The organism is Acetobacter oryzoeni, from assembly GCF_004014775.2.
Taxonomy (GTDB): domain Bacteria; phylum Pseudomonadota; class Alphaproteobacteria; order Acetobacterales; family Acetobacteraceae; genus Acetobacter; species Acetobacter oryzoeni.
In genome coordinates this window covers 736847-749327 of record NZ_CP042808.1, presented here as the reverse complement: position 1 = coordinate 749327, position 12481 = coordinate 736847, and the positions used below count along the sequence as shown (strand labels likewise).

Below are 12481 nucleotides of genomic sequence, written 5' to 3'. Positions count from 1 at the left end.
AACTTTCACAGCAGGAGCTTTCCTCATGCCTTTGGATGTTCAGGCCATTCCCGTTCTATCCGATAATTACGCGTGGTTTCTGCGTGATACGGAAACAGGCACCACCGCAGTGATAGACCCAGGAGAAGCTGCCCCCGTTGCCAACTTTATTGAAAAAGAAGGCGGGCGGCTGGATCTGATTTTGCTCACACACCATCATCATGACCACACCGGCGGCACAGAAGCCCTGCGCCAACGCTATCATGCCCGTGTGGCTGGGCCGGCCGCCGAACAACAGCGTATGCCGCCACTGGATATTGCACTGCATGATCAAGAAAACATTGCCGTGGGTGCGTGCATCGGCACTGTTATTGCTGTTCCGGGCCATACGCTGGGGCATATTTGCTATGACTTCCCCAACCCGCCCTCTCTCTTTTGTGGGGATACGCTGTTCAGCCTTGGATGTGGCCGACTGTTTGAGGGCACTGCCGAACAGATGTTTGAAAGCCTGCACAAGCTGGATGCGTTGCCAGATGCAACGCGCGTTTATTGTGGGCACGAATATACGCTAGGGAACAGCGCCTTTGCCCTGCACGCAGAGCCACATAATGCGGCCCTGAAGGAACGTGTGGCCGAAGTGCGCCGCCTGCGGGCAGAAAACAAACCCACCGTGCCCTCCACATTGGGGATGGAACGCGCCACCAACCCCTTTTTACGCGCGCAGGACGTGCAAACCTTTGCACAACTGCGCCGCGAAAAAGATACGTTCTAAACACTTCCGTTCAGGGGGCGTGCCCGGCTTGTGCTCCGGCTTCCTGCGCGGCATGGCGCGCTGCCTGAAAAACAGGTTGCAAGGCAGAAACAGGGAGAGTTCCCAACTGCATGGTGCCATTACGCAACATCAGCGGCATTTGCAGGTTGCCCGGCTGTTCCCGCGTAACACGCGCCAACATGGCGGCCATGCCTGTGGCCTCCTGCGCGGAAAGTGTGCCTTCACGCCGCAAGCTCTCTAAAAAGGGCTGCCAGTTTGCCACGCTCAGCCAGAAATCACCCGTGGGGCGCAAAAGTTCTCCGCCACGCACCTGCCCTGTCATGTTCAGGTTCAAACCACGCCAGTGGGCTGTAAAGCGTTGCACCAGAACATCTGGCCATGCGGCTGCACCATTAGATGGAAAAATGCTTTCGCGCACACTTGTTGTTGGCCCCGATATGGCAATGGCAGCCTGCACATGCTCCAGCACTGTCTGCCAACCCGTTATTCCCCAACGCTGGGCCTTTACAAAAAGCGAGGCCGTGCTTTGCTCCTGCGTTGCCTGCATGTTCCAAAAGGCTTTGCCCCGCACATTTTGCAGCACCATATCGCCCATATGGCTGGCACCTGCAGGAAACAGCACATGCAGGAACGGCGCCTGAAAAGCCGCATGGCCCGCCGCCTTTCTGCTTAACGGAAGGTCAAGCTCTATGGGGTCTCCCTCCATATGCAAAATAACAGGAGCGTCATCCTCTTCCTGCCCATTATGGAGTGTTTCCATCACCATCGGGCTAATCAGCCGCACATGTATGAAAAAGGGCCGCCAGAACGCGGTATCTGCCGTAACGCGCGCCGCAGCGTAAATGATCTGAAAAGCAGAAGAACGCGCAGCCAATAATGGCGTGCATACCATACGCATGTTTTGTGTATCTAGCCGCGCACGCCATGGCCACCCATTTACAGCGCGAGATGTGTAATGAGCCTGACACCCAGATGGCATATTATCTGCCTGTTTTTGCAGATACTGCGCACTTGCCCACCAATAGCCACTTAAAACCAGAAAGCAGCCACCAGCACCTGCCGCAACATTAAGAAACGCTTTTTTCATTCACACCCTTTTCCTGAACATTCATGGCGGTTTCCCACAGAGTCCCGCCTTTTATCCACAGGTAAGGGGACTGCGCCCTTATTCTGTCATATTCGCACCAAGTTGGAGGGAAAACCTGATGCTGTTTTTTGCAGGGGAAGGCACCTTCTAAAAAAAGCCCTTGATATGAAAGACAAAAACGCGACAGTTTTGTCATTCACAAAAAATTTACAAAGTATTCAATTTGCATTTTACAGATATTTACAGAAAAAGACGCCCGATTACTGATGCACCCACCCATATGGGCAAAAGAAATTCCACAAAGTTATCCACATGCTCTTGTGCAGTTTTTATCCCCTGCTCTCAGGCTATGGGCTGAAATGTTTTTTCCTGTTCACGCCATCCCGCCTCAATATCTGCCAGCAAGGCCGCGCGCTTGGCTGGGCCTACGGCTGGGCCAATGGCTATGTGCAAAACGCCAGAGCGTTTGAAAAACGCATTGCGCCCCCAGAACAGGCCAGAATTGGTAGCAACCGGAATAACCGGCAGTTTGGCGTGGTTGGCCATGGCGGCAATGCCCGGTTTAAGTGCTACGTGCTCACCCGGTGCCGTGCGTGTGCCTTCAGGGAAAATAATGATCTGCCTGTCTGCCTTCAGGGCTTTGTCTGTTTCCTGCAACAGCATGCGCATGGCCTTGGCCCCTGCTGCACGCTCAATAGGCATCATGCCGGTTAAAACCAGCATGGGGCCAAGCAGGGGAATACGCCGCAGTTCACCCTTCATCACATAACATGGCCGGGGCAGCAGCAGCATCCACACCAGCGTATCAAAAGCGGATTGATGTTGAGATGCAATAAGTGCCGGACCCTTGGCAGGCAGATGCTCCAGCCCAGTAATTTCCACCTTTACGCCGCAAATACTGCGAAACAGCGCCAAAACAAGCCGAGACCACAATTTTGCATAAGGCAGCGCCAACCCATGCGCAAACCAGCGAATGGGAAAAGCCCCAACGCCCATAAGCAGCGTAAGCAGAAAAGCCAGAACGTTAAACAGAACGGAACGGAGCACAGACATTCAAAAAACCCGGCGTAGTCTTAAAGATCATTCAGGACATGTTGCATCTGGACACCAGAAAAAAAGCCCATATGCAAGCGGCAAGCATGCAGGGGCTGCATCTGCCATGCCGGTTTCGGCTGGCATCCACCTGCCCCACGCTGTATAGAAAAGCCCGATCTGCACAGGAAGACAGGATAATATGAGCGATTACAAGGTTAAGGATCTCTCTCTCGCTGAGTGGGGCCGCAAGGAAATTTCCATTGCCGAAGGCGAAATGCCCGGCCTGATGGCCCTGCGCGAGGAATACGGCCAGAGCAAGCCGCTGAAAGGCGCACGCATTGCCGGCTGCCTGCACATGACCATCCAGACCGCCGTGCTGATTGAAACACTGGTGGCCCTTGGCGCCACGGTGCGTTGGTCATCTTGCAACATCTTCTCTACGCAGGACCACGCTGCGGCTGCCATTGCTGCTGCGGGCATTCCCGTATTTGCATGGAAAGGCCTGTCGGAAGAAGAATTCTGGTGGTGCATTGAACAGACAGTGAAGGGCCCCGATAGCTGGACCCCGAACATGATTCTGGATGACGGCGGTGATCTGACCGTGCTGATGCACGACAAATACCCCGAACTGCTGGCCAACGTGAAAGGCCTTTCTGAAGAAACCACAACAGGTGTGCACCGCCTGTGGGAAATGCAGAAAAAAGGCACGTTGAAGGTTCCGGCCATTAACGTGAACGACAGCGTTACCAAATCCAAGTTCGATAACCTGTATGGCTGCCGTGAAAGCCTGGTGGACGCCATCCGCCGTGGCACAGACGTGATGATGGCTGGCAAGGTTGCCGTTGTTGCCGGTTATGGTGATGTGGGTAAAGGTTCTGCTGCTTCCCTGCGCAATGCAGGCTGCCGCGTTCTCGTTACGGAAGTAGACCCCATCTGCGCTCTTCAGGCCGCCATGGAAGGCTACGAAGTGGTGACGATGGAAGAAGGTGCTCCCCGTGGTGACATCTTTGTAACCGCCACCGGCAACGTGGACGTGATTACGCTTGACCACATGCGCGCCATGAAAAACCGCGCCATTGTGTGCAACATCGGGCACTTTGATTCTGAAATCCAGATCAACGCGCTGCGTAACTTCACGTGGGACAACATCAAGCCGCAGGTGGATGAAGTTGTATTCCCCGATGGCAAGCGCCTGATTGTTCTGTCCGAAGGCCGTCTGGTGAACCTTGGCAACGCCACGGGCCACCCCTCCTTTGTGATGTCTGCTTCCTTCACCAACCAGACACTGGCCCAGATTGAACTGTGGACAGCACCGGAAGGTAAATACGAAGCCAAGGTGTACACCCTGCCCAAAAAGCTGGATGAAAAGGTTGCTGCCCTGCATCTGGCCAAGGTTGGCGCACATCTGAGCAAGCTGAACAAAGAGCAGGCCGAATATATTGGCGTGCACGTTAACGGCCCGTTCAAGCACCACGACTACCGCTACTGATTTTTTAAATCGGTGCACAAAAGGGGTATGGGCCACCAGTTGGCCCATACCCCTTTTTTATGTACCACCTGCTTTGCCTGTGCGGTATAGGCTGCCTTTTTCCGGCCATGTCTTGTAAAAAAACTTAATATTCAGAAAGCATTAAGCGCTCTATGCAACAAGCAATGCTGCTGTATGCTTAAGGGTATTGCATGGCTTGCCTTTAAGCATTCTGCTTCTTGTATTGTAAAAGTCATGCTGGCTCTTGCGAAAGGATTTCTGAACATGAGCATTTTTGGCTCCATTCTCTCCGCCATTTTCCATCATGCCAAGGCTGCCACGCCAGACACCACATCCCCTGCCAACGCTGGTGCACAGCCTTCTGCTGCTGCCGCTGCGGCTCCGGGCTCCATTCCGCCAGCTGGCACACCGGTAAATGTTGATGCCGTGCTGGCCGATATGGCTGCAAAAAATGGCCAGAACCTGAACTGGCAGGAATCCATTGTGGATCTGCTGAAGCTTCTGGGCCTCGACAGCTCCCTGGATGCCCGCAAGAAACTGGCTGGCGAACTGGGTTATACGGGTGACACGAACGATAGCGCCACCATGAACGTATGGCTGATTAAAGAAGTACGCCAGAAACTGGCCGAAAACGGCGGCAAAGTGCCTGCTGGCCTGTAATATCTGGTAAGAAAACCAGTTTTACCGGTTAAAACAAAAGGCGTGCTGCTTTCGGGCGGCACGCCTTTTTGTTGCGGTGCAAGGCAGGCACAGGCGGCATTTAGTTTCAGCCACCAAACATTACGCCCTGCCCGCTGTAAAATTACCCACGCGCAGCTAATTTGGATGGGCCTGCATTTTCCTTAAGGGCTGCGGTTTTATCTGAATCCGGGTGATAATCAGCCGAATCCACCACCACTACGGCGACGCCTGAAATTGCGGTGGGTTTTCTGTCTGGCCGCAACAAGGCTTTAAAGCGCATATCCACGGCAGCCCATTGCTCATATTCCGCATCTATCAGGCCGTGCTTATCAATAAACACGTTTAACGATGCCGGAATACGAATGCAGCCTTCAGATGCCGTATGGCCAAGCCTTTGCTCCAGATAAACGGGATCTGTTGCGTGCATTTCCAGCCGGATCTGGCCTTTTTCCCGGCTGGGTAGCCAACCTTTTTCAGCCCACTGCCAGCCAAAATCCCACACCCGCATGCCCTTGATACCGTTACCGCGAATGCCGTTTTCATTTTTGGTGCCAAGCGCGCGATAGCCAAGCCGATCTGCCGTGTTGGTAAACACCCCGGTGGGCGTAATATAATAATACTTGCGCCCCGTAGTGCCCGTAGAAACCTTGGTGCTGCCAATAACCTGCCAGTCCGGATCATTCGGCAGGGCCAGAATCAGGCACAGGCGCTGCACCGAAGGATTACGATCCACCACCACCAGCACCTGTGGCCGATCAATAACGTAACCGGCCTGCTCCAACTGCTGGCGGGCCAATGCAATCCATGCGGTTTTACGTGCGGTTGAAACTTTAAGGGCTACGGGCACTTCATGCCGGAAATCCCGCGTAAGGCTATCGGCTTCCTTACGGGCTTCCTCATTATCCACCACAGGCATGGGGGGAAGTTGCGCGGCTTCCTCTGGCGGTGGTGTGTACGGCACATGGCCATCCGGCGCTTCCTGCGTGGGAGCCGGAGTTTGCGCCCCATCACCTTGTATGGATGATTTTTCTGGCCGGGATTCTTCGGTTTGAGAGGCTGCATCAGGCATAGGCGTTTGGGCCGCAGCAAACCCACCTGGCGCCAAAAGCAGGCTGCCAGCCATTGCCCATACAGTTGGATGCCTTGGCACGAACATGCCACCTCTCTCCCATCTTCTGAATAGGAGAGAGTATGGCACCACTTTCAGCTAGAAGGAAACTTTCAGATGTTGATCGCGCGGTTGTCAGCGCCCAACGCGGCTTCCTTCACGGCTTCACTCAGGGTTGGATGTGCGTGGCACACGCGGCCGATATCTTCGGCAGAGGCCCCAAATTCAATGGCCATTGTGGCTTCGGCAATCAGTTCGCCAGCACAGGGGCCAATAATGTGCACACCCAGAACGCGGTCTGTCTGCTTATCTGCCAGCACCTTTACAAAGCCATCCGTCATGCCCAAAGCGCGGGCACGGCCATTGGCCATGAAGGGGAACTTGCCGATTTTATAAGCCACGCCCTTTTCTTTAAGCTGCTCTTCCGTAAAGCCAACGGAAGCAACTTCCGGCCATGTGTAAATCACACCCGGAATGGCATCGTAATTAACATGCCCAGCCTGACCAGCCAGCAGTTCTGCCAAGGCTACGCCTTCTTCTTCTGCCTTGTGGGCCAGCATGGGGCCTGCAATTACATCGCCAATAGCGTAAATGCCCGGCACGTTGGTAGCGTAATGGGCATCCACCTCAACACGGCCACGCTTATCCAGCGCAATACCGGCTTCTTCCAGCCCCATGTTCTTGCTGGCAGCCGTGCGGCCAACAGCAACCAGAACCACATCGGCCTCAAGCGTTTCGGCAGCGCCACCGGCTGAAGGTTCAACCGTCAGCACCACGCCTTTTTTGGTTTTTTCGGCCTTGGTCACCTTATGGCCCAGCTTCATCTTGAAGCCCTGCTTCACCAGCAGCTTCTGGAACTGGGAGGCCACTTCGTTATCCGTGCCCGGCACCAGACGATCAAGGAATTCAACAACGGTTACATCGGCACCCAAGCGGCCCCATACGCTGCCAAGTTCCAGACCGATCACGCCGCCACCAATCACCACAAGGCGCTTGGGCACTTCGGAAAGTTCCAGCGCACCGGTGGAGGTGACAATCACTTTCTCATCTATCTCAATGCCCGGCAGGTTGGCGCTGTTGCTGCCACTGGCAATAACAATGTGCTTGGCAGTTACCGGCTTGCCATCCACGCTCAGGCGGCCTGTGCCTTCCACCTTACCGTGGCCTTTCAGCCAGGTGATGCCGTTCTTCTTGAACAGATATTCAACGCCCTTCACGTTGGCGCCCACAATATCTGCCTTACGGGCCTGCATACGGGCCAGATCCAGCTTTACGCTATCAATCACCACACCATGCGCGGCAAAATCGTGCCCGGCTGCATGATAGTTTTCAGAAGACTGAAGCAGCGCCTTGGACGGAATACAACCCACATTCAGGCAGGTGCCACCAAGTGTTGCGCGCTGTTCCACACACGCCACTTTAAAACCAAGCTGTGCAGCGCGAATGGCGCACACATACCCACCGGGGCCAGCACCAATAACCACCACATCATAATCTGTTTCTGCCGGGGCCTGCGCTGCCGGTGCGGCGGCTGTGGCTGGTTTGGCTTCCTCTGCCTTGGCAGCAGGTGCCGCTTTTGCAGCGGGAGCAGAACCAGCGGCACCGGCTTCCAGCGTAGCCAGCACAGCGCCCACTTCTACTTCATCACCTTCTTTGACGGCATGATTTTCAAGCCGACCAGATGCAGGAGCAGGCACTTCCACGCTTACTTTATCTGTTTCCAGCTCAACAACTGGTTCATCTACTTTTACAGCTTCACCCGGCTGCTTCAGCCACTTCCCCACCGTGGCGGTCGTAACGCTTTCTCCAAGTGTGGGAACTTTAATTTCAATCGGCATGGGTCTCGTCTCGCTCACGTAGGGATATGCAGAAAAATTGGCCGAAGGGGCACGTATTCACCCCTTCGGCAACCGCGCTATCAGACTTCAATCAGAAGGCGGCGTGGGTCTTCCACGTTCTGCTTCACCCGCACAAGGAAGCTGACGGCTTCCTTGCCATCTACAATGCGGTGATCATAAGAAAGGGCAATATACATCATCGGGCGGATCACCACCTGCCCGTTCACGGCCACCGGGCGTTCCTGAATGGAGTGCATGCCCAGAATACCGGACTGCGGTGCGTTCAGGATGGGGGTGGACAGCAGAGAGCCGTAAATACCGCCATTGGTGATGGAGAAGGTGCCGCCAGAAAGCTGATCCAGCTTTAACGTGCCTTCACGCGCAGCCTTGCCAAAACCTGCAATGGTTTTTTCAATTTCGGCATAGCTCATCTTGTCGGCATCACGGATAACCGGCACCACCAGCCCGTTTGGCCCACCCACGGCAATGCCGAGGTTTACGAAATCACGGTAGATGACATCATCACCGTCAATTTCTGCGTTAATGGCCGGGAACTCTTTCAAAGCAGCCACAACAGCGCGAGAGAAGATGGACATATAGCCCAGCTTGACACCGTGCTTTTTAACAAACGAGTCCTGATACTCGGCACGCAGCGCCATGGCGCCGGACATGTCGATTTCATTAAACGTTGTCAGCATGGCCGCCGTGTTCTGTGCTTCCTTCAGGCGGCGGGCAATGGTGCGGCGCAGGCGCGTCATCTTCACGCGTTCTTCACGCGGGTCATCATTACGCGGCGGCTTGGGGGCGGCGGCTGGTGTTGCAGCCTGCGGGTTGGCCAAAAAGCCCAGCACATCACCCTTGGTAATACGGCCACCAAGGCCCGTGCCTGCACCAAGCTGCTGTGCGCTCAGGCCGTTTTCAGCCATCATCTTGCGGGCTGCGGGCAGGGCTGCGCCGGCATCTACTGCCGGAGCAGGTGCTGCGGCCTTAGGTGCTGGTGCGGCTGCTTTTGCCGGAGCGGCAGCGGCCACGGGTTCAGCCTTCTTTTCCGGAGCAGCGGCTTTGGCGGCTGGTGCAGCGCCGGCCTTGGCGGGTTCCAGCGTGGTCAGCAGTGCGCCCACTTCCACTTCCTGGTCTTCCTTGGCAGCCTGTGGGCCCAGAATACCAGCCTGCGGCGCAGAAACTTCTACGCTCACCTTATCTGTTTCCAGCTCAACAATCGGTTCATCTGCCTGCACCGCTTCGCCCGGCTGCTTCAGCCATTTGGCCACGGTTGCTGTGGTTACGCTTTCACCCAGTGTCGGCACCTTGATCTCGACAGACATCCTGTTCCCCATCTTCTTTTAAATCCCCGGTGCCACTTTAACTTTTGGCAATGGCACCGGGGGTGCGCCCGTATTTGCGGGCTATTTTCTTCAATTCAGCCTAATCCGGTTCAGCCAGACTTTTTCAGCCCCAATGCGCGTTCAACCAGATCCGCCTGCTCTGCCGCATGAATACGGGCAAGGCCGGTGGCCGGGCTGGCGGCTGCGGCGCGGCCCACATATTGCGGGCGGCCGGCCTTATGGCCCGCGGCAACAAGGGCTGCTTCAATCCGCCTGTCTGCAAAATGCCATGCACCGCCGTTTTCCGTTTCTTCCTGACACCAGACAATGTCTGCTTCAGGATAGCGCTTAAGTTCGGCGGCAAGGGCTGCTTCCGGGAAGGGGTAGAGTTGTTCCAGACGCAGGATGGCAACATCCTTAATGCCTTTTTCCCGGCGCTCGGCCAGCAGATCGTAATAGACCTTGCCAGAGCAGATCACCACGCGGCGCACCTTGTTATCGGCGCCCAGATCATCAATTTCGCCAATCACGGGTTTGAAGCGTGTGCCCGGACCAAAATCTGCCAGAGCGGAAACCGCAAGTTTGTGCCGCAGCAGAGACTTGGGCTCCATCAGGATCATCGGCTTGCGGTAATCCAGCTTGAGCTGGCGGCGCAGGGCATGGAAGTAGTTTGCTGGCGTGGTGATGTTGCAAACAAACATGTTATTTTCAGCACAAAGCTGAAGATAACGTTCCAGACGGGCAGAAGAATGCTCCGGCCCCTGCCCTTCGTAACCATGCGGCAGCAGCATGACCAAACCGGACATACGCAGCCACTTGGTTTCACCCGAGGCAATGAACTGATCGATAATCACCTGCGCACAGTTGGCAAAATCACCAAACTGAGCTTCCCACAACACCAGCGTTTGCGGGTTGCGCACGGAATATCCGTATTCAAACCCAAGCACGCCGTATTCTGAAAGAAGCGAGTTCCAGATTTCGATTTTTGCCTGCTTGTCCTGAATATGGTTCAGCGGCGTAAACGGTGTCTGGTTAACCTGATCCGTCCATACGGCATGACGCTGGCTGAACGTGCCGCGCTGGCAATCTTCACCAGAAAGACGCACGCGGTGGCCATCCAGCAGCAGGGAGCCAAAGCCCATAGCCTCACCGGTTGCCCAGTCAAACCCTTCACCCGTGCTGAACATGTTTGCCTTGGCCTTGAGCTGGCGGGCAATTTTGGAATTCAGGTTGAAGCCTTCTGGCACTTTTGTAATGGCTTCGCCAATCTTGCGCAGCGCATCCAGTGCAACACCCGTTTCGGGGAAGGCACGTTCCGGATCATGCCCGGCAGCGACCAGGCCTTTCCAGCCACCTTCCAGCCAGTCTGCCTTGTTCACCTTGTAAGACTGGGCTGCTTTGTAATCTTCATCCAGCTTGGCGTGGAAGGCATCCCACTGGGCCTTCACTTCGTCATCCGTCACAACGCCTGCTTTTACAAGGCGTTTTGCATAAAGCGTGTGCGGCGTATCATGCGCGGCAATGGCTTTGTACATGACCGGCTGAGTGAAGACTGGCTCATCCGTTTCGTTATGCCCGTGGCGACGATAGCAGACGATATCCAGCACAATGTCACTTGCAAAAGCCTGACGGTAATCTGCTGCAAGGCGAGAAACGTAAATTACCGCCTCGGCATCATCACCGTTCACATGCAGTACGGGGGCTTCAATGGATTTTGCAACATCGGTGCCGTAAACGCCCGAATGCCCACATTCCGGATTGGTGGTAAAGCCAATCTGGTTGTTCACCACCATATGGATGGTGCCACCTGTGCGGTAGCCCGGCAGTTGGGACATGGCAAAGGTTTCGTAAACAATGCCCTGCCCGGCAAATGCAGCATCACCGTGGATGATAATGCCAAGGCTGGACAGACGTTTTTCCGTATCGCCTGCATCATCCTGAATGGCGCGTACCTTGCCGCACACAACCGGATCCACCGCTTCCAGATGAGAAGGGTTGGGTTGGAGCGAGATATGCACCGCCTTGCCTGCCACATCCACATCTGTGGAGGAGCCAAGGTGGTATTTAACGTCGCCAGAACCTTCAACGTTGTCAGGCTTGAAGGAGCCACCGGCAAATTCGTTAAAGATGGCCACGTAAGGCTTGCGCACCACGTTAACCAGCGTGTTCAAACGGCCACGATGCGCCATGCCGATGGCAACGGATGTCACCCCCTGACTGGCACATGAATCAATAATGGCATGCAGGGAAGGAATGGAGATTTCGCCCCCTTCCAGACCAAAACGCTTGGCACCCACGTAGCGCTTTTGGCAGAACGCCTCAAAACCTTCGGCTTCTGTCAGGTTGGCCAAGATAACCTTCTGCTCTTCCACCGTTACGTGGGCGCGCCAGTTATCACCTTCCAACCGCTTGCGCAGCCATTCGCGCTGCTCGTGGTTACGGGCATACATGTATTCCGCGCCAATGCTTTCGCAATACACAGAACGGAGTGCCGCAATAACCTCGGAAACCTTGGCCGTGTTCTTGCCCTTGAGCAACGGATCAAGCAGAGACCCAATGAACACTTCGCGGTTCAGGTCTTTTTCACCAAAACCGTATGTGGCGGGGTCCAGTTCCTCGGTTTTATGAGGTTCCTTCAGGCCTAGCGGATCAAGCGAGGCTTCCAGATGGCCGTATTCACGATACGCACGGATCAGCCGGGCAATGGCCAGACTATCCTGCGCGGCCAACCCACCAGCCGGGCCACCTTTTCCTTTTGGAGCAGGTGCGGGTTCATCCCCCGTGATAATGGAAGGGCGTGGCGCCCAAGAGGCTCCAACGGCATCCTTCAGCACTGCGGCTTCATCATCGCCCAGTGAGCTGAACAGAATATCGAAGGACGGATCCACACTTTTGGGATCTTTGGCCCACTGGGCATACAGATCCGCAAGGTAAGCGATATTGGCACCGTTAAGAGCGGTTGCCAGTACGTCCGAAACCGCCATCTCACATTCCTCCTTGCCACGGGGCACATACGCGCCGTTGGCCAGATATTGCGTCGTTCTCCACCGTAAACCGGACCATTTTTTCTTCACTCCGCCCCATAGCGCGGAGCGTCCCCTGTGTCCTTTTTGCCGGAAAGCCATCCCGCTTCCGGCTTGTTCTGTATCAAAGAGCTAGACCGCGTA

9 protein-coding genes are annotated in these 12481 nt (G+C 55.3%); 3 read left to right on the top strand and 6 right to left on the bottom strand.

Going from position 1 to position 12481, the window contains the following annotated elements:
- Positions 1-25 precede the first annotated feature (25 nt).
- Positions 26-751, top strand: coding sequence for a hydroxyacylglutathione hydrolase (gloB, locus tag EOV40_RS03615; protein WP_128105070.1), 726 nt, complete (start codon positions 26-28; stop codon positions 749-751).
- Positions 752-761: 10 nt separating this feature from the next.
- On the opposite strand, the gene EOV40_RS03610 is transcribed toward gloB, so the two are convergent.
- Together EOV40_RS03610 and EOV40_RS03605 are read right to left on the bottom strand one after the other, a co-directional pair.
- The gene (locus EOV40_RS03610) at positions 762-1838 is read right to left on the bottom strand and encodes a DUF2125 domain-containing protein (RefSeq protein WP_128105069.1); all 1077 of its coding nucleotides are present in this window, start codon (positions 1836-1838) and stop codon (positions 762-764) included.
- Between the two features lie 342 nt (positions 1839-2180).
- Positions 2181-2891, bottom strand: coding sequence for a lysophospholipid acyltransferase family protein (locus EOV40_RS03605; protein ID WP_128105068.1), 711 nt, complete (start codon positions 2889-2891; stop codon positions 2181-2183).
- Between the two features lie 181 nt (positions 2892-3072).
- Between EOV40_RS03605 and ahcY the strand changes: the two genes are divergently transcribed.
- The gene (ahcY, locus tag EOV40_RS03600; RefSeq protein ID WP_128105067.1) at positions 3073-4362 is read left to right on the top strand and encodes an adenosylhomocysteinase; all 1290 of its coding nucleotides are present in this window, start codon (positions 3073-3075) and stop codon (positions 4360-4362) included.
- Positions 4363-4536: 174 nt separating this feature from the next.
- Positions 4537-5022, top strand: coding sequence for a DUF3597 domain-containing protein (locus EOV40_RS03595; protein ID WP_080986766.1), 486 nt, complete (start codon positions 4537-4539; stop codon positions 5020-5022).
- 142 nt (positions 5023-5164) lie between these two features.
- Here EOV40_RS03595 and EOV40_RS03590 read toward each other — a convergent pair whose 3' ends face one another.
- The 4 genes from EOV40_RS03590 to EOV40_RS03575 all read right to left on the bottom strand — a co-directional run bounded on the left by EOV40_RS03590 (position 5165) and on the right by EOV40_RS03575 (position 12298).
- Complete coding sequence (locus EOV40_RS03590) at positions 5165-6199, bottom strand: L,D-transpeptidase (protein ID WP_050819472.1); 1035 nt, start codon at positions 6197-6199, stop codon at positions 5165-5167.
- Between the two features lie 65 nt (positions 6200-6264).
- Positions 6265-7989: a dihydrolipoyl dehydrogenase gene (gene lpdA, locus EOV40_RS03585; protein WP_128106186.1), complete on the bottom strand. Its 1725-nt coding sequence runs from the start codon at positions 7987-7989 to the stop codon at positions 6265-6267.
- Positions 7990-8069: 80 nt separating this feature from the next.
- Positions 8070-9314, bottom strand: a complete 1245-nt coding sequence (odhB, locus tag EOV40_RS03580; protein WP_050819470.1) for a 2-oxoglutarate dehydrogenase complex dihydrolipoyllysine-residue succinyltransferase — start codon at positions 9312-9314, stop codon at positions 8070-8072.
- A gap of 110 nt (positions 9315-9424) precedes the next feature.
- The gene (locus EOV40_RS03575; protein WP_128105066.1) at positions 9425-12298 is read right to left on the bottom strand and encodes a 2-oxoglutarate dehydrogenase E1 component; all 2874 of its coding nucleotides are present in this window, start codon (positions 12296-12298) and stop codon (positions 9425-9427) included.
- Positions 12299-12481: the final 183 nt, after the last annotated feature.

Excerpts from the sequence above, each read along its gene's own strand:
- odhB (WP_050819470.1), bottom strand. The coding sequence starts at position 9,314 with ATGTCTGTCGAGATCAAGGTGCCGACACTGGGTGAAAGCGTAACCACA.
- EOV40_RS03590 (WP_050819472.1), bottom strand. The coding sequence starts at position 6,199 with ATGTTCGTGCCAAGGCATCCAACTGTATGGGCAATGGCTGGCAGCCTG.
- lpdA (WP_128106186.1), bottom strand. The coding sequence starts at position 7,989 with ATGCCGATTGAAATTAAAGTTCCCACACTTGGAGAAAGCGTTACGACC.
- gloB (WP_128105070.1), top strand. The coding sequence starts at position 26 with ATGCCTTTGGATGTTCAGGCCATTCCCGTTCTATCCGATAATTACGCG.
- EOV40_RS03595 (WP_080986766.1), top strand. The coding sequence starts at position 4,537 with ATGCTTAAGGGTATTGCATGGCTTGCCTTTAAGCATTCTGCTTCTTGT.
- ahcY (WP_128105067.1), top strand. The coding sequence starts at position 3,073 with ATGAGCGATTACAAGGTTAAGGATCTCTCTCTCGCTGAGTGGGGCCGC.
- EOV40_RS03605 (WP_128105068.1), bottom strand. The coding sequence starts at position 2,891 with ATGTCTGTGCTCCGTTCCGTTCTGTTTAACGTTCTGGCTTTTCTGCTT.
- EOV40_RS03610 (WP_128105069.1), bottom strand. The coding sequence starts at position 1,838 with ATGAAAAAAGCGTTTCTTAATGTTGCGGCAGGTGCTGGTGGCTGCTTT.
- EOV40_RS03575 (WP_128105066.1), bottom strand. The coding sequence starts at position 12,298 with ATGGCGGTTTCGGACGTACTGGCAACCGCTCTTAACGGTGCCAATATC.